13 protein-coding genes and 2 rRNA genes are annotated in these 18,857 nt (G+C 40.5%); 5 read left to right on the top strand and 10 right to left on the bottom strand.

Features of this window, described 5'->3' with window-relative positions:
• The 4 genes from DCO56_RS23260 to DCO56_RS23245 all read left to right on the top strand — a co-directional run.
• Window positions 1-90 (top strand): 23S ribosomal RNA (locus DCO56_RS23260); the annotation flags it as partial.
• Between the two features lie 163 nt (window positions 91-253).
• Window positions 254-365 (top strand): 5S ribosomal RNA (gene rrf, locus DCO56_RS23255).
• 874 nt (window positions 366-1,239) lie between these two features.
• Complete coding sequence (locus DCO56_RS23250) at window positions 1,240-2,646, top strand: Gfo/Idh/MocA family oxidoreductase (RefSeq protein ID WP_181390654.1); 1,407 nt, start codon at window positions 1,240-1,242, stop codon at window positions 2,644-2,646.
• Window positions 2,647-2,813: 167 nt separating this feature from the next.
• A complete protein-coding gene (locus tag DCO56_RS23245; protein WP_245935905.1) occupies window positions 2,814-3,752 on the top strand; it encodes a formylglycine-generating enzyme family protein in 939 nt (312 codons plus the stop codon).
• A 43-nt stretch (window positions 3,753-3,795) separates the two neighbouring features.
• Here DCO56_RS23245 and carB read toward each other — a convergent pair whose 3' ends face one another.
• Together carB and DCO56_RS23235 are read right to left on the bottom strand one after the other, a co-directional pair.
• Complete coding sequence (gene carB / locus DCO56_RS23240; protein WP_108636098.1) at window positions 3,796-6,615, bottom strand: carbamoyl-phosphate synthase large subunit; 2,820 nt, start codon at window positions 6,613-6,615, stop codon at window positions 3,796-3,798.
• Window positions 6,616-6,876: 261 nt separating this feature from the next.
• Window positions 6,877-9,135 (bottom strand): family 20 glycosylhydrolase, encoded by a 2,259-nt coding sequence (locus DCO56_RS23235; RefSeq protein WP_108636097.1) that lies wholly within the window; start codon window positions 9,133-9,135, stop codon window positions 6,877-6,879.
• Between the two features lie 150 nt (window positions 9,136-9,285).
• On the opposite strand from DCO56_RS23235, the gene lipA reads away from it, so the two are divergent.
• Window positions 9,286-10,167, top strand: coding sequence for a lipoyl synthase (gene lipA, locus DCO56_RS23230; RefSeq protein WP_104385109.1), 882 nt, complete (start codon window positions 9,286-9,288; stop codon window positions 10,165-10,167).
• A 185-nt stretch (window positions 10,168-10,352) separates the two neighbouring features.
• On the opposite strand, the gene DCO56_RS23225 is transcribed toward lipA, so the two are convergent.
• The 8 genes from DCO56_RS23225 to upp form a co-directional block, all read right to left on the bottom strand.
• The gene (locus DCO56_RS23225) at window positions 10,353-12,950 is read right to left on the bottom strand and encodes a carboxypeptidase-like regulatory domain-containing protein (protein WP_245935904.1); all 2,598 of its coding nucleotides are present in this window, start codon (window positions 12,948-12,950) and stop codon (window positions 10,353-10,355) included.
• 62 nt (window positions 12,951-13,012) lie between these two features.
• Complete coding sequence (locus DCO56_RS23220; RefSeq protein WP_108636095.1) at window positions 13,013-13,915, bottom strand: GLPGLI family protein; 903 nt, start codon at window positions 13,913-13,915, stop codon at window positions 13,013-13,015.
• Between the two features lie 126 nt (window positions 13,916-14,041).
• Window positions 14,042-15,682: an amidohydrolase gene (locus DCO56_RS23215; protein WP_108636094.1), complete on the bottom strand. Its 1,641-nt coding sequence runs from the start codon at window positions 15,680-15,682 to the stop codon at window positions 14,042-14,044.
• Between the two features lie 153 nt (window positions 15,683-15,835).
• A complete protein-coding gene (locus tag DCO56_RS23210; protein ID WP_104385107.1) occupies window positions 15,836-16,246 on the bottom strand; it encodes a BrxA/BrxB family bacilliredoxin in 411 nt (136 codons plus the stop codon).
• A 148-nt stretch (window positions 16,247-16,394) separates the two neighbouring features.
• Complete coding sequence (locus DCO56_RS23205) at window positions 16,395-16,928, bottom strand: AAA family ATPase (protein WP_108636118.1); 534 nt, start codon at window positions 16,926-16,928, stop codon at window positions 16,395-16,397.
• Window positions 16,929-16,951: 23 nt separating this feature from the next.
• A complete protein-coding gene (gene pnuC / locus DCO56_RS23200; RefSeq protein WP_108636093.1) occupies window positions 16,952-17,554 on the bottom strand; it encodes a nicotinamide riboside transporter PnuC in 603 nt (200 codons plus the stop codon).
• Between the two features lie 51 nt (window positions 17,555-17,605).
• Complete coding sequence (locus DCO56_RS23195; RefSeq protein ID WP_046672303.1) at window positions 17,606-18,079, bottom strand: ribonuclease H-like YkuK family protein; 474 nt, start codon at window positions 18,077-18,079, stop codon at window positions 17,606-17,608.
• A gap of 103 nt (window positions 18,080-18,182) precedes the next feature.
• Window positions 18,183-18,830, bottom strand: coding sequence for a uracil phosphoribosyltransferase (gene upp / locus DCO56_RS23190; RefSeq protein ID WP_108636092.1), 648 nt, complete (start codon window positions 18,828-18,830; stop codon window positions 18,183-18,185).
• Window positions 18,831-18,857 lie beyond the last annotated feature (27 nt).

Genomic DNA, 18,857 nt, shown 5'->3' with positions numbered 1-18,857 from the left:
GTCGTAGGAGATGACTACGTTGATAGGCCATAGGTGTAAAGGTTGAGAGACCAAAGCCAAGTGGTACTAATAGCCCGAAGCTTTCTCAAGCAGACAGACACTGTTGTCTTCCTCTTTAATTTTTGAAACGAAAAGAATAACAAAAAGAAACGAACCTCTTTCAATATATATGTCATTTAGACGTGGACATGTATGCGTGCTATGTGGGACCTAACAGGATCCCGGTACTCATATCTCATATCTAAAAAAATCTTTAGGTGCCTATATCGGCGGTGTCTACCTCTTCCCATTCCGAACAGAGCAGTCAAGCCCGCCAGAGCCGATGGTATTGCCGTAACAGGTGGGAGAGTAGGTCGGTGCCTTTTTTTACACGGAAGCCCTTGCTGGAAACAGTCAAGGGCTTCTTTCGTTTAGGTCATATCTCCTTTCCAAAGGATCTTTTATTTGCCCCCCGGTTCTTTTATCTCCCTTTGCCGATACCATGCTTCCGGCCGATGTTCTCTATGAAGAAGCTCCGGGTGGGGAAACCCCGGGGAACAGCTACGGAACAAGGACCATAAAGACCATTCAGAATAATGTTGTTCCAAAGGACTGACTAATAATCATCTGACACTATCCACCGCACCTTATTGGCTTTTTCCCTTTTCGCTTGGAAAATAGATTTGATAGCTTCGTTCATTGAGCTAACTTGGTCGATCAACTATTCTTATTTTATCGCTGGATATGCAAAGAGGAGTTCATTAATATGTAATTTGCTACTAAAGGTTCAAATTTGGAATCTTTAACACATAGGAATTAGCCGAAGACTGAGTTGAAGATATAACCATTAAATTTCGGTTTAATGATAAAATATTTTAGATAACTATTCAAAAAAGGCCCCACAATAAGACCTAACGATGGGAGAATACAGGAGTAAAGTTTTTGTATATGTTTTTTCGGATTTTACCCTGAGATTGGAATAGCGTATTTACTGTGATGCGATACTTTTCATTAAAAAGACAAGATAATAATAAATTAAGCAATCGTTTGTGTAGATTAAACAAACGATTGCTTTCAAGTTTGATTTTTTATTTTGAGAAAAGTGTTATATTATTGTTAAAGAGATTAAGTTCTTTAGTAAGAACCAAATATAAATCCAAATCCAAAGGGATTTTTCTTATTGACTGTTTAGTTTGTTTTAAAATAGGTGATTTTTTAGAGGGACCAATTGGTCCCTTTAAATTTACATGACTTTAAATTATGGATTCTAGAAGAGATTTTTTAAAAAAAGCCGGGATTTTATCATCACTGGCTGTTTCACTTCCTACTTTGGTTAATGCCAATGCGACTGCAGAAGCATTTAATATGTGCGGTTATGCTGCGCCCAAAATTGATAAGGTGAGAGTTGCTGTAATTGGATTGGGGATGCGTGGTCCCGGAGCAGTCGAACGACTGTCTTTTATCGAAGGTTGTGAGATCGTTGCACTTTGCGATAAACACCCTGAACGTGTTGAGAAAGCACAGAAGATTCTTACTTCTAAGGGCTTGAACGCTGCAAAGTCTTACTCAGGAGAAGATGGCTGGAAATCATTGCTGAAAGAGGAGAAGTTAGATCTTGTCTATATTTGCACGCCTTGGGATTACCATGCACTCATGAGTATTGCGGCAATGAAAGCTGGTAATCATGTGGCTTGTGAAGTGCCAATTGCGCTGACAATAAAAGATTGTTGGGAGGTCGTCAAAACATCTGAAACAACAAAAAAACATTGCATGATGTTGGAGAATTGTTGCTACGACTTTTTCGAAATGTTGACATTGAATATGGCCCGCCAAGGTCTATTTGGTGAATTAATCCACGGTGAGGGAGCTTATATCCATGATTTGTTGGATTTAAATTTCGCAAAGAATGGTTACGATCAGATGTGGCGTTTACGGGAAAATATCAAGTATAATGGTAACCTATACCCAACTCATGGACTTGGCCCCGTCGCACAGTGTTTAAATATCAACAGAGGAGACAAGATGGACCATCTTGTAGCCATGTCATCCAATGATTTTATGATGGGTGAGAAGGCAAAAGAACTAGCAGGCAAAGATTCTTTCTTTCAGGAATTTGTCGGAAAGAAATACCGTGGTAATATGAATACAACGCTTATTCGTACCGCAAAAGGAAAAACGATTATGCTGCAACATGATGTCACCTCTCCTAGACCCTACTCTAGACTACACACACTGAGTGGCACGAAAGGTTTTGCCCAAAAATATCCTACGGAAAATATTGCATTTGGCCATGAATTCATCAAGGAGGAGAAACTCAAGGAGCTGTATGATAAATACACGCCCGAATTGGTGAAATATATCGGTGATAAAGCCAAAGAAGTTGGCGGTCACGGCGGAATGGATTTTATGATGGACTGGCGTTTAATCGATTGTCTGCGTAACGGATTGCCATTGGATCAGGACGTTTACGATGCTGCTTCGTGGAGCTGTATCGTGCCATTGAGCTTTGAATCTGTTGAAAAGAACTGTAAAACTGTGGCTGTACCTGATTTTACAAAAGGCGCCTGGAAAAGCAATAATCCCGTAGATATTACACTAAAAGGTGGTGGGAATACGCCTATTCGCTCCAAAAATGCGAAAAAGGAAAATGTACAATTGGATGTATAAAATCTGCATTTGTTCAATAATTAAAAGGGGAGCATTTTATTGTTCCCCTTTTATGTTTATCTTTAGGTATGTTAATCAATCTGACGCTAGTTGCCTGTCTATCTCTGTTTTCCACAAAAGATACACTCTCATGTTGTGTTGGTGAAAATATACCTACACGAGCTGGCATGATCAAATCTCAGTTATCCAAACAAAGCAATGCCGCTGTTGGAAAGATGGTTCTAATCGAAGGTGGTAAATTCTTGATGGGAAGTTCAAATTTTGAAGATAGTAAGCCTGTACATCAGGTCGAACTCACTTCATTTTACATGGATGAACACGAGGTAACAAATGCCCAATTTGCTCAATTTGTAAAGGAAACAGGATATGTGACGGTAGCCGAGCGGAAATTGGATCCAAAAGATTTTCCCGGTGTGGATCCGAATATGCTTGTCCCCGGATCTGCCGTATTCTCGAAACCCAAAGAGCTTAATTCCTTAAATAATTATCTGATGTGGTGGGAATACGTTCCCGGCGCAAATTGGCAACATCCCGAAGGGCCTGATAGTTCAATAAAAGATAAAATGAATTACCCCGTTGTTCAGGTCGCCTATGAAGATGCTGATGCTTATGCAAAATGGGCAGGAAAGCGATTGCCTACAGAGGCGGAATGGGAATATGCTGCCCGCTCGGGTAAGGATACGAATGAGGACCTGTACTATTGGGGAAACGAGCTTAAGCCCAATGGTAAGTGGACTGCAAATATATACCAAGGAAAATTTCCGGTTGAAGATTCAAAAGAAGATGGATATGAGGGAGCCGCTCCCGTAAAATCTTTTCAGGCAAATGCTTTAGGACTCTATGATATGGAAGGGAATGTCTGGGAATGGTGCTCCGATTACTACCGTCCGGATTATTACAAGAGTAGCACGGTGGCAAATCCCAAAGGACCTGAAAACTCCTATGATCCACAGGAACCTAATCTTGAAAAACGTGTTCAGCGTGGTGGATCATTTCTCTGCAATGATCAATATTGTGAACGTTATAAAGCGGGAAGCAGGGGAAAAGGGGAGGTCAATAGCCCAACAAATAATGTAGGTTTCCGATGTGTAAAAGATATAAAATAGAAAAGGCTTGCATTGCAAGCCTTTTCTATTTTATAGAGACACCTTATTGTGCATTCAAAAACATTGATTTTTGATTGTACAATTCTCTGAAATATGGATCTTGAAGATCTTTGATAAAGCGGATCGCTTCACCGGTTGATTTCATTTCAGGGCCTAATTGTTTGTCTACCTCAGGGAATTTATTGAAGGAGAATACAGGCTCTTTAATCGCGTATCCTTTCAATTTACGTTCGATGGTGAAGTCACTCAATTTATTGACACCTAACATGACTTTTGTCGCGATGTTGATGTAAGGAACATCATACGCTTTCGCAATGAAAGGAACAGTACGTGATGCACGTGGGTTAGCCTCGATGACATACACATTTTCACCTTTGACAGCAAATTGAATGTTTAATAGACCACGTACATTTAGTGCTTTCGCTAACTTGATCGAGTATTCTTCCATTTTATCCTGAACAGCTTGTGAGAGTCCGAATGGAGGTAATACCGCCGATGAGTCTCCAGAGTGAATACCTGCAGGCTCAATGTGCTCCATCATACCGATGATATGTACATCTTCACCATCACAGATGGAATCTGATTCCGCTTCTTCAGCGCGATCCAAGAAATGGTCGATCAGGATATGGTTACCGGGAAGGTTTTTCAATAAGTTAACAACCGCTTTTTCAAGGTCCTCATCATTGATGACAATGCTCATCCCTTGTCCACCCAATACATACGAAGGGCGAACCAATACTGGGTAACCAACTTCGTTGGCTACTTGTAAAGCCTCTTCTGCCGAAGTAGCTACGCCATATTTTGGATATGGAATATTTAATTCTTTCAATAGATCAGAGAAACGGCCACGGTCTTCCGCCAAGTCCATATTCTCGAATGATGTACCGATGATTTTTACGCCAAGTTGCTCTAAGCGTTCAGCCATTTTAAGTGCTGTCTGTCCACCTAATTGAACGATTACACCTTCTGGTTTTTCCAATTCGATGATCTCACGGACATGCTCCCAGAATACAGGCTCGAAATATAATTTATCGGCCATGTTGAAGTCCGTAGATACAGTCTCCGGGTTACAGTTCACCATGATTGCTTCGTAACCACATTCTTTCGCAGCCAATAACCCGTGTACACAAGAGTAATCGAACTCGATACCTTGACCGATACGGTTAGGACCTGAACCTAATACAATGATTTTCTTTTTGTCTGAAGAGATGGATTCGTTTTCTTCTTCAAATGTTGAATAGTAATATGGAGTTTGTGCTGGGAATTCCGCGGCACAAGTATCAACCATTTTGTAAACCCGGTTGATGCCAAGTTCCTTACGACGATCATATACCTGATCTTCTGTTACATTACCTAACAACCAAGCAATCTGTACATCTGAATAACCTTTTTGTTTTAAGGTCATAAAGAAATCGCGTGGAATGTTATTCAATTGGTAACGACGTAATTCTTGCTCCAGGTGTACCAACTCTTGGATCTGTACTAAGAACCATTTGTCGATACGAGTTGCTTTACGGATTGATTCCAAAGGAACACCTAATTCGAATGCATCTTTGATATGGAATAGACGGTCTCCACTTGGATGTTCCAAGCTATCCATAATTTCGTCAAGATTTCTCCATTGACGACCATCAGCACCTAGACCGGCACGACCTGTTTCAAGTGATTGACATGCTTTCTGTAAAGCTTCGATAAATGTACGTCCGATTGCCATTACTTCACCTACCGCTTTCATCTGCAGGCCTAATTCCTTGTTTGCACCTTTGAATTTATCAAAGTTGAAACGCGGGATTTTCACGATAACGTAATCTAATGTTGGTTCGAAGTATGCCGATGTTGTTTTAGTAATCTGATTTTGCAACTCATCCAGGTTATATCCGATCGCTAATTTAGCGGCAATTTTTGCAATTGGGTAACCAGTTGCTTTTGATGCTAAAGCAGATGAGCGGGATACACGTGGATTGATTTCGATTGCGATGATTTCTTCATTTTCTGGATTAACAGAGAATTGCACGTTACATCCACCCGCAAATGTGCCGATCGAGCGCATCATCAGGATAGCCTGATTACGCATATCTTGGTAACATTTGTCTGATAATGTCATTCCCGGTGCAACCGTGATCGAGTCTCCCGTATGGATACCCATTGGATCGAAGTTTTCAATGGTACAGATGATGATGACATTGTCGTTGGTATCGCGAAGCAATTCTAATTCGAATTCTTTCCAACCCAACACGGCCTGCTCTACCAAAACCTCATGTGTCGGCGAAGCATGTAAACCTCTATTTAAAGCCGCATCAAAATCTTCTTTTCTGTGTACAAATCCACCACCTGTACCGGCTAGGGTGTAGGAAGGACGTATAACAAGAGGATAACCAATTTCTTGTGCTGCTTCTTTACCTTCCAGGAATGAGTTTGCAATCTTTGAAGTTGCAACACCCACACCAATATCAACCATTAATTGACGGAATTCTTCACGGTTTTCAGTTTTTTCAATGGCAGCAACATCAACACCGATAACTTTTACGTTGTATTTTTCCCAAAGGCCCAGGTTGGATGCTTCGATACATAAGTTCAAAGCGGTCTGGCCACCCATGGTAGGAAGTACTGCGTCAATGTTATGTTTTTGCAATATCTCTTCAATACTTTCGCACGTTAATGGAAGTAAATAGACATTGTCTGCAACAACTTTGTCCGTCATGATTGTTGCAGGGTTTGAGTTGATGATGGATACTTCAATACCTTCTTCTTTCAATGAAAGGGATGCTTGAGATCCAGAATAATCAAATTCACAAGCTTGACCGATAACGATGGGACCTGATCCGATGATTAAAACCGACTTAATGGAAGTGTTTCTTGGCATTATATCTAGTTCAAAAAATTAAATTTCCTATTGTAAATCTGAGCAAAGACAATCAAAAATAGCTCATGGGGAAGGGTCATTCCGACTGCTTTGTCGGAGTGCAAAGTTACATTTTAAATTTTGAAAATGAAGTATTTATTTTAAGAATATTTCAAAATAAAATGAGCTTTGTTAGAAAAGTGGTCTTGAAAATAGGAATAACTAGTTGGAAAACGTAAGGAATAGGTTCTCCAACTAGTATCGGGAATTGCTTATTTTCTGTTAATAAACAATGATTTCATCTGTAAATAAATATCCTTTTTTCGGGTTGCTGGCTTTGATTTTTATGTAGCGTGCCTGCTGCGCTTTATTAAGTTTCAGCTCGAAGCGTTTAAATGTCAATTTGGATTCTTTATCGGATACATCGTTTTTTACTGTCCCTATTGAACGGAATGTACGACCATTGTCAGAAACGAGAACCTCCATTTCCCCGGGCATATAAACTCCGGGACCTATCATTTGCATGAAATTCATGGCAACTTGATGGATTTCTTCCCTTCTTTCCAAATCAACGACAACATCAATCGGGCTGGTAAAACCCTGCCATTGTCCATCGTGATAAGACAGGCCTCCCATTAGCCCATTGGTTAAAGTCGAATCTTTTTGCGCTGGATATCCTGACCATTGCGTATTGTACGTTACTTTTTTTCCAATGGCACGATGAATATCAATATCAAAGGATAATGTAGGGCCTATTTTGATAGAGTCCTGAAAGTATGCTGCGTTGATATGTCCTGTTGAACTCAGTTCAAATGGACCGGTATATGGTGTCGACTGAATCTTAGGTTCACTTCCATCAATGGTATATCGGATCTGATCCGTGTTTAATTGCTCTGTTGTAAGTGTAATTTTGTTGTTGTTTTTAATTGCATTATAAGACGCTGTATAAGCAACATTGAATGATGGACGATAATAGTTCAGATTCAGCTCCTGTAGCAATTTATAATGTGATTGTATTCTGCGTTGAAAGTTCGGCCAGCTTTTTGCATCTTTTGCGGTCCAATTGACTTCGGATAACGCTAATGCTCGCGGAAATACCATATATTCAACGTGCTCTGTCGTCGGTACATATTCTGTCCAAATATTAGCTTGTGCACCAAGGATGTGTTTCGCCTTGTCCGCTTGTATCGCGTTTGGAATAGGATCATAAGAATATACCTTATCGAGGGTTAGGTATCCGCCAATTGCTTCGGGTTGTGTCCTTGGATCGGTCTGATAAGAATCAAAATACAGGTGTGAACCGGGAGTCATAATGACATCATGGCCGGCATTTGCCGCATTTATTCCTCCGTCTTCGCCGCGCCAGCTCATGACCGTGGCACCTTCAGTCAGACCGCCTTGCAAGATTTCATCCCAGCCGATAAGCTTTCGGCCTTTTGATTGCAGGTATAAATCCATTTGCTTGATGGCATAGCTTTGTAATTCATCTACTGATTTTAAACCTTCCTTTTGCATCAGGGCCTGGTCTTTTGGACATTTTTCCCAATGTTTCTTTTCGGCTTCGTCCCCGCCAATATGGATGTATTGGGAAGGGAATATGGTGAGTACTTCATCCAGTACATTTTTTAAGAACTCAAAAGTCTTTTCATTGCCGATGCAAAATTCACCCTGGCTGTAGGGTTTACCCGAACAGGAGAGTTCGGGATACACGGCCAGTACTTCTTCCGAGTGTCCGGGCATTTCTATTTCAGGAATGACATTGATGCCTTTTCGAGCAGCGTAGTCTACCAGTTCACGCGCTTCTTCCTGTGTATAAAAGCCGCCACTTGCATTCGGATTTCCTTTTTCTACATACTGACGGCCATTGTTCCACCAATCTTTCCAATGCGCATGTGTACGCCAGGCAGCCTTTTGTGTTAATTCCGGATATTTTTTAATTTCCAATCGCCATCCGGCGCCATCTGTCAGGTGCCAGTGAAAGTTATTGAACTTATAAATGGCCATGACGTCGATATATTTCTTCACGAAAGAGAGCGGCATAAAATGACGGGAAACATCCAAATGAAGCCCGCGGTAAGAAAAACGAGGTTCATCGACGATTGTTGCAAATGCTATTTGGCTGGGGTCAGTCTGTAGGTAACCCAACTGAATCAAGGTATAAATCCCATTGATGACCTGCGGCGTATCCCAGGCTTTAAGCAGAAGACCTTTTTCATCAATTTGAATCGAATACGCATTTTTGCTCAAGTTGTCTGCATCAACAGCTTTAATAATACGAAAACCTTCTTTTGGAGTTTTTTTATTTTTCTTTAGCACCTCAAAGGTTAAGCCTTTGATTGCGGGATGCTCGGTAAGCAATTGCGCCGCAGCCTGAAAATCGTCTGAAACAATAACGGAGAGCTGCGTTGGGATGTTATATATTCCGGTCGCTACGGTCACCTTGGATGGCTTGGGTATTAGATCAAAATTAGTTTGGGCCTGTGCACCGAAAATGCAAGTTCCCCCAAGCAATAAAAGGGATAAGGATTGACTCAATCGCATAGTATAGTATTTAGATCAATAGATAATCAACACAAATATCCTAATTTTTGTTTCATTATTCTATTATTGCCGTCATTCGATAAGTTTTTATGATATAAATCCAACAAATTGCCGGATAAAAATTACATTTTTAATCCTTAACTTTGTTGTATGATTGAACTTCCAGTTATTCCGGCAACTCCTGCACAACGCAAGCCCGATTGGTTGCGTGTCAAATTGCCTGTTGGTAAAGAGTATAGACATGTCAGAAGTCTTGTAGATGAACATAAATTGCATACGATTTGTGAGAGTGGAAATTGCCCAAATATGGGTGAGTGTTGGGGGGCTGGAACAGCGACCTTCATGATACTAGGTAATATCTGTACACGTTCATGTTCGTTTTGTGCTGTGGCAACAGGTCGTCCTCTGGCGGTCGATTTGGATGAGCCTAACAGGGTCGCAAACTCAGTGAAGCTGATGCAGGTCAAACATTGTGTCATCACTTCTGTTGACCGTGATGATTTGAAAGATGGTGGTTCGACGATTTGGGCGGAAACGATTAATGCCATCCGTAGAGAGAGCCCCGAGACAACCTTGGAAACGCTATTGCCAGATTTTAAAGGGCAATGGGACAATCTGGATCGTGTCATTGCGGTTCGTCCTGAGGTCGTTTCACATAACTTGGAAACTGTACGCCGTCTGACAAGGGAAGTACGTATCCAGGCTAAATATGATCGTTCTTTAGAATGTTTGCGTCGGATTTCGGAAGCAGGTCTTCGTACGAAGTCTGGTATTATGCTTGGTCTTGGCGAAACGGAAGAAGATGTAATCGAGGCCATGCAGGACTTATATAATGTTGGTGTTCATATTTTGACGCTCGGTCAGTATTTGCAGCCTACAAAAGCACACCATCCCGTTATTGAATTTATCACACCAGCTCAATTTGAAAAATATCAAAAAATTGGTTTGGAAATGGGATTTAAGTATGTTGAATCAGGACCATTGGTACGTTCGTCCTACCATGCTGAAAAGCATTTATTTGATATGCAATAATAGCGTGCTAAACAGTTAGACTTCTTGGAAAAGCAAAAATTGTTTCCATATTAATATATAAAAGGCCCGGGTGAATATTTCACCCGGGCCTTTTTATGGATCATCTTATCCTGGTCGAACTTTGTAAGTAATTACCTTTGACCGCTGCTTTTTTTAAAAATGCTGGTTTCAAGTGCATTTAAGGCCTAAAGATTAAAGACAGCGCGTAGTAAAATTGTTCTTCCCCGTAGTTCAAATTCATTTTGGGAAATCATATTGGCTGTTGTCATGTAGGTCCGATAATTTTTTATATTCGTCAAATTGCTCATATCCAATTCAAAGTCAGTTTTCCATTTGTTCAATCGATAACGTGCAAAAACGTCTATAAAGGTATAACTCGCATTCTTCATATTCGTCTGGAAAGTGGAGAGGTTACGTATGTTTACACGTATAAAGCCATTTTTAAAAGGGCTTATAGGGAAACCTAAGTTATGTGTCATCATAGTTGTTTTATTCCGAATCAGATGGTCTTTCCCTTGTTGCTTGCTTCTATTCCAATTGAGAGTACCTGTATAAGATATATTATATGATTTGAATATTTTTGCTTCTAAACTAGGTTGGAGCGTGTAATTGATGCTTTTTATGGGAACAACACTACTGTTTAGTAATTGATTGAATCGGGAATAGGCCATACTGCCTTTTAACTTGAGCGTACTTGCCAAAGGAAATATATATTTATCAAACCCAATTTGTGAGGACCAATGTTCTTGCAGGTTGTCCATATTAACCAATATATTCTCTGTGATATCGTCTTTTATAATTGAGGATAACATCGTGTTGGATGAAAGCCTGGAATAGCTGATTCCTGCATTAGCGAATAATACTTTCAATGTACGCCCCAGATTGTAATTGAGATTAAAAGCATGTTTTTGGGATTCATTCAGCGCAGCATTGTTTTGGCTAAGCATCCTATAATTGCGCAGTACCGCTCCATGGAATACGTCTTCAATATTCCCAATGTCCTGGCTATATTGATAAGCAAATTGGAGATAATCTTCTTGGGAGACTCGCCAACGCGCTTTTAGGCCGGGGTTGATCAACCATGAATTTTTTGAAATGTCCAAAACCTGTGTATTATCTTTATATTGGGTGATCAGATAAGTGATCGGGATATCAAGGTGAGCCTCGAAGCGATCGTTTTTCCAGTCATATTGTGGTGTAATGAACACTTGAGATCTGCTCCAGTGCAGATCGTTGCTCGTATTCTGGCGCGGTCTTCTATCTATCTGCTCATTATCTTGAAGATATAACAATGAAGTAAAATGTTGGCGGTCGGTATTGAAACCGATCTGATAATGCTGTTTGATCTTACTTTTATTGAAGTGGTAACCTGTCGAAACCTCAGTGAAAAATGAGGGAACCTCGATCTGCTGAGTGGTACTTTTGTATGGAATGCTGTCATTCAATATTTCAGAAAAAACACCTGGATAAATCTGTAGAGATTGTGGTTTATTTCCATAGTTTAATGTCCAATTAACTGCTATAATATCGTTGTTTTTTAATTGTGGTATATAACTGAACTGGTTGCTGACTCCTTTGATATGGTGTTTTTGAAATTGGTCAATTTTACTGGTCGAGTTTGTTAATAGGGCTTTTATATCTTTTTTTTCATATTCAAAGGAAAGTATTTCGCTGATGTATTTTTTTTCTGTATTCACAGATGCAGAGAGTCTTGCCACACCCAGCCATTTCTCTGCTCTGATGCCATTTTGTTCTTCAAAGGATACATCACCTCCATCGAGTAAATATCGTGTACTAGCAGCGTTATTCTGTCTTTCTTTATCAAATAGTAACTGAATATTTGATTTCAATTGCCATCTGTTTTTGAAATTATATAGATTATTAGTGTTGAGGGAACCTGTATTGTTAAAGTAATAGTTGTTTTTTGGAATATTGGGAGCTCCAGTTGTACTTGTTGCAAGGAGGTTGTGAATAGCGGAAGCGCCAAACTTTGCGAGTAAAGATGACTGGTTATTGCCTACGACATCACCAGAAAGATCCCTACCGATGTTATTTGCACTGAGTACATTCAGCATTTTAACTTTTTTGTTAAAAAGGATTGTGTTTAGCTCGGGGTCATAGTTATTGGGAGTACCAGCAGCTATTTTAGCCTGTCCGGTTAACTTTAACTTAGCATCTTCTTTGATGACAAGGTTAATTGCTACATCGTCTGTAAATCTTTTGTTTTTAAGTACTTTATAGTGTTCATGGTTGTCGAGGACCTGAATGTCTTTGACCATTCTGTGCGGAATTGTTCGTGTGCCTATTCCGTAACGATCTTCTAACAGATCATCACCGTCAATGTAAAGTTTGGAAACCGTTTTGTCCTGATATTTTATTAAGCCGGATTCTGTTACCTCCATACCGGGTAGGCGTTTGATGATATCTCCGATATTTCGATCCTCTTCCTTAGCGAAAGAACCTACATCATAAGAAATGGTGTCATTGGAACGACTTACTTTGGGTTTACTCTTGACTACGACATCTTTTAATAGATTGGTTTTGGGGGTTAAGACAATCCGGAGATCGGTCGACTTTTTGTCAATTTGCTGTTCGAATTTTTCGTAAGTAAGATGGTGGATCTGCAGGTAGACGGTGGTATATTCTTTAGAAAGTTGCATCATAAACCGTCCTTCCTTATCAGTCGTTTTAAAAGCGACGATTTTATTTTCAGACAGGATATTTACACTTGCGAAAGGTATTGGCTTCTGTGTATTTGCTTCTTGTACCTTCCCACTAATCATTTGTTGGGCAAAACAAATTTGCCCAAACCAAGTGATTAAAAGTAAACATATAGGTACTTTCATTAAGGTATTAGCTCAATCGGATTATTGGTGACTTTAGAAGGCTTATATAGTTCATCTTTCCGTATATTAAAACTTTTGATCCTAGAGACATCCATACCACCATCTCCTGTTTTCATACCAGCGCTTGAACCGCTTTTAACAGTAATGGCATTGCTAGAACCTACACTGATACTTCGACTCTTTGCCGATTGAGCGTTCATATAGGCCTGGGGATTTGCTTTAAATGCAGCTTCGATTTTTTGAACTTCCTCTAGTGAGGTTGTAATCACGCCTTGTGGTAGCGCCACCTGTACTTTGCTGTCTTCCAGTTTATCAAATCCAGCATATGCAAAAATGACCTCGTTTTTTGAATCCCTTGCATCCAAAATGAGTCCTGGTAGTCCATGAAGTTTCCAAGGTCCGTAAGGAAATGGCAGCTCTGTCGTAAACCATACTTCATAGGTGCGACCTTTGAAAGTTGTTTTTGCATTTTGACAACTGTATCCTCCGATCTCCTTATGATCCCCTAATACTTCCCATTCTTGAGCTGGGTAAGTTTGAGGTATAGCAAATTTGTCCCCAGCAACGGATATCAATTCTGTCATTTTGTTGTTGTTGACATCTAGTAAATACGATGCCCCTAAAGGAGTTGTTCGTGTCTGGATAGTTATATTCCCGTCAAAGGAGGGGGCATCCATCTGTTTTTTGACTTCATCCTGCATACGATTTGTGGAGTATGAGGTATAGTAACTGGCCTGTTGATTAAGGTAAGTGATCGTTTCGTCGCGAATAAATTGATCACGTTGCGTGGTGTCATTAATGTGTTTGAATTCGTAATGTACTTTAGCTATTGCTGGCGAATTTTCTTGAGCAAATAGAATCTGTATCGTCAGCGATAATAAGAAGGATAATGAATATTTCATAAAATTATGTTTATATCGTAAATATACGAAATATTCGTAAAAATAAAAATTATTGTAGATTTTCACTATTATACCTTGAATTGTACTTTTCTAGGGGATGAGTGAAGCTCCGTGTGTGTGAAACTATTATTGTTGTCTATTGAAAACAGTTTCTCCAGCAATCACCGTCCGCATTGTTTTTACGTTTCGCAGCTGCTCATTCGGTATTTTGAGGATGTCGTGCTCGAGGATAACAAAATCAGCGTCTTTGCCGGCTTCTATGCTTCCCCGTTTTTTCTCCTGAAAGCAGGAGTATGCTGCCCAGATGGTCATTCCGCGCAATGCATCTTCCCGACTGATGGCGTCCTGCATCTGGAAGCCCTGCTTTGGATATCCTTTTTTATCGACACGGGCCACGGCTGCGTGAAAGCCGTATAGCGGATTGAAATGTTCAACCGGGAAATCACTTCCCAGAGCGAGTTTACCATACTCCTTCAATAGATGTTTGTAAGCATAGGCTCCTTTCATCCGTTCTTCACCTAGACGGTCTTTTGCCCAGTACATATCCGATGTGGCGTGGGTAGGTTGTACAGAGGGTATAATCTGGAATTTTCGGAATTTATCGAAATCTACTGGCGAGATAATCTGCGCATGCTCAATGCGCCATCTACGGTCTGTATGCGGCTGTAAGTATTTACCATAGATGTTCAGTATAATACGGTTGGCTGAATCACCGATCGCATGGGTATTCGCCTGGAAATTACTGGCTGCAATCGCTTTGATCATGTTTTCATATTCCTGTGGGCTATGCAATAAGAATCCATGTGTAGGTGCATCATGATAATGAGCGAGGAGGCAGGCGCCCCTTGAGCCTAATGCGCCATCTGCAAGTAATTTGAATGATTTGATTTCTAAACGATCCGTTTCATAAAAGCCCTGCGCTATAAATGAGGAGATATTCTGCGGATTGCCAAGGATCATAGCATAATCCCTAAATTTCAATTCCCCATCCTGGTAGTATTTTTTTAAGAGGTCTAGTCTTTCTTTTGATAAACCGGCATCCACAATGGAAGTAAGTCCCACAGAAAGCAACGAGTCCTGGGTTCGCTTTAACATTCTCAGGTACTCTTTTTCATGGGGTACCGGGATTGTTTTGTTGACCAGATCCATTGCATTGTCGATCAAAAGACCATTCGGTGTATTGTTACTTCCACCGACAACGCCACCATGAATAATGGGAATGCTTGTCAATTTGGCCCATTCTAAAGCTTTGGAGTTTACCACAGCGGCGTGATAATCTACCCGTATCAGGTACACTGGTATATCTGGGAAAGCTTTATCCAGTAGTTCTTTTGTGGGAAAGGATTTGTCTTTCCAGCGATTTTGGTCCCAGCCACCGCCGATGAGCCAGGTTTTATTGGGATTTTTTTGCTGATAACTTTTAACCCGTTGAATCAATTCTTCGAAAGAATCCGCGCCGCTGAGATCAGCCTGATCCATCAGTTCGGCTTCATCAAATAGATGCGCGTGTGCATCGTAGAATCCGGGATAGATCGCTTTTCCCTCAGCGTCTATTTTTTCTTTGGCTTTATACTTTCGTTGAATCTCTTCGTCTGATCCTATGGCAATAAATTTACCGTCCTTAACTGCAAATGCCTGTGCTACGCTGAAGCTGGAATCAACGGTATACACTTGGGCATTGTATACTATCAGGTCTACCTTTTCTTGAGGGGAACAGGCAAGGAAGATCATGGAAAGGAGGAAAACGATAACTGAAAATTTTCTCATATCCTAAAAATAAAAAAAGTATTTATAAAGCGAGAGGGTATTTCTTTGAAATATGAACTGGTTGGAATATCGTAAAGTATATGATGGGGTTTACAAAAACGGCTATCCAAATAATTCGGATAGCCGTTTTAATTCAAAAATCAAAATACGTGATTAGCAGTACTCGTCAAATGCTGCAACTAAATTGTCAGCAATCATTTGTGCCGGGCGACCTTCAATCATATGTCTTTCAATCATGTGTACCAATTTACCATCTTTGAACAATGCCATTGCTGGAGAAGATGGAGGGTAAGGCAACATGTAGTTACGTGCTGTGTTAACAGCATCAGTTTCCATACCTGCGAAAACAGTAACTAATTTTGCCGGATGTTTTTCATTTTTTACAGCTGCTTTTGCTGCGGGACGTGCATTTGCTGCCGCACAACCACAAACGGAGTTGACAACCACAAAAACGGTTCCTTCTGAAGCGATTGCAGTATCAACTGCTTCTGGAGTTTTTAATTCTTCGAATCCCGCATCAACTAACTCTTGACGCATTGGAGCTACTAAATATTCTGGATACATTATTTCTTAAGTAAAATGTTAATATTCTAATTTAATTCGGTAGCGTACAGCTTTTAGTTACATTTTAATTTTCTTGTTCATTGCACTAAAGGTATACTTTACAAGTACAAATATAGCTGTAAAAGGCTGCTTCGTCAAGGTGCTTGTCTCAAATCAATGTCAGAAAATCGTTAACAGCTGCTAAGCCATTTTCCAGTCGCTGCTGTCCCTCGCCTGAGATAATGTGATATTGACCATTGACAGCATTTAATTCTGTTTTCCACACCTTCATAAAGTATTCTCGTTGCTCCGGAAAATCTCTTAAGGGATCGTCCTGCCAGGGAAGGTCGATATCCATCAGTAAGTAGAGATCATAGGGATGTTGTCGGATCTTGTCAGTGACTTCTTTTGGGGTATGCTTGAATAGATAGTCAGACCAGATTTTCACGGTCATAAAAGTGGTGTCACAGATCAGGATGTTATCCTTTGCCAAAGGGAGGAGTGCTTCTTCCAAAGCAACCTGTCCATAAAACATGTTGACCTCATCCTGCAATGTATATTTATTATTGAGGCTCTGACAGTAATAGCGCGAATATTCCGGAACACAGACCGTTTGAAATTTTTCAGCGAGATACTGTGCCATGGTTGACTTTCCTGTAGACTCGGGGCCTACGACGGCAATTTTTATTAACTCTTTTCCCACATCTATCTTTTTGATAGGCAATATTACGCAAAATTTTTATAGGTTTTTTGCCAGTCACGGTAGCCATTCCAGGCAATAATGGCGAATACGAGATACAGTACAGCTGTTAGCATAAGCTCTTTGTGTATATACAATGGAATATAGCAGATATCGACAAAAACCCAGAGAAGCCAGTTCTGAAGTACTTTCCTCGTCATTAGAAATTGGGCTACAAAGCTAACAGCGGTACAGAATGCATCGATATAGGGGACATCGGAATTCGTCTTATTGTCCAAGAGGTAACCTATTAGGGCTGTCAAACAGATGATCGCGAGCACGATTAGCATCAGCTGTTTTTTATTGGCTTTAACAATGGGTTTCTTTTTTTCTTCCTTTCGTTTAAGCCAGTAATACCAGCCATACACTGCCGTGAATAGAAAATAAAATTGTAATACGGTATCGCCATAGAGCTTTGCATCATAAAACAGAATGGCATAGGACACCACGCTGATGATGCTAATGGGCCAGTTCCATATATTCTGCTTTGCGGCCAGATAAACACAAAGGAATCCGGTTAGTGTACCTAACCATTCGAGCCAAGTGGTCTGGGCAAATTGACTGGCAATCTGCTGAAAAAAATCCTGCATCTGCTGTGTTAAAAATTACACCTAAAGATACAAAGTCTGCCCAAAAATCAACTACTGCACCTGTTTATTGGCGCAATTGGTACTCGCAAACGACTCCGGTTTGGCCTTAAATACAAAACCCATACCCATAATATATCCCATGGCTTCTTTGAGGGCAACATTTGACTGAAAATTTGGATTGGTGTTGATGTCGGCGTGGACTTCGAGGTCTACTTTGTGTTTTTCGAGGAGGGGGCAGAGTTGGTAGGCGATGTCGATGGATTTTTGGACTTCGAGTAGCATCCGTTCTTTAATACTCATCCGGTGATGCCTTTTGTCCCGTTGGATAAACATAAATCCACCTTTATGTTCCCTGAGAAAGACGATGACGGTGGCGAAGTCGATGATTCCTCTCTTTACTTGGGAATCGGTACCGATATAAACCTTGAGCTTGTTCCCGAGGGCATCTTCTCGTTTAATGACTTCCTCAACAGCATCGAAAATCGTGGAGCGAATGGATTCGCCATTGTATTTTTGCCATCTCATAGTGGTATAAATTAGATATAAAAAAATTAAACTTCATCATTGACATAAATTTACTGAATTTCAATGAGCTGAGTGTTAATTTAATTTTAAATAATTATCCACATTAATGAAGTTTTTCACCATAGGCCAGATCTCCTGCATCGCCAAGACCGGGAACAATATAGGCTTTTGTTGTCAATTCGTGGTCGACATCGCCTACCCAGATATGCGCAGTAGGAACGAAAGCCTTGACATGGTTTAACCCTTCTTCCGAAGCAATTGCTGCAACAATATGAAGCTCTTTAATCTCGTATTCAGCCAGTAGATCTTTGCAGCATAAGACGAGGCTCTTTCCGGTTGCCAGCATCGGGTCGACGATGATGACCGTTCTATTATCTAAATTGGGGGTATTTACATATTCTTTATGAACTTCAAACTCACCACTCTTTTTGGTGTGCCGATAGGCCGCGATAAAGGTGTTGTCTGCTTGGTCAAAGATATTTAATAAGCCTTGATGGAAGGGAAGTCCGGCTCTCAGAATGGTCGCCAATACCGGTTGTTCCATTAATAGATGTGTTTTGGCGACGCCCAATGGTGTTTCAACTTCAACAGGTTTAAATGCCATGGTTTTGCTGATCTCATAAGCAAATACTTCTCCGAGTCGCTCCAGGTTCCGACGGAAGCGCATGCGGTCACGCTGAATCGTGACATCTCTCAATTCTGCAATAAAATGATTTGCAATGCTGTTTTGGGTAGATAGAATAGTGACCATGACGTGCGTGCTAGTTCAGTTAAAGCT

The sequence above is a fragment of the Sphingobacterium athyrii genome, assembly GCF_003071065.1.
Lineage (GTDB): Bacteria > Bacteroidota > Bacteroidia > Sphingobacteriales > Sphingobacteriaceae > Sphingobacterium > Sphingobacterium athyrii.
Note: the sequence above shows the minus strand (reverse complement) of the source record. Positions and strands in the feature narration are given on the sequence as shown.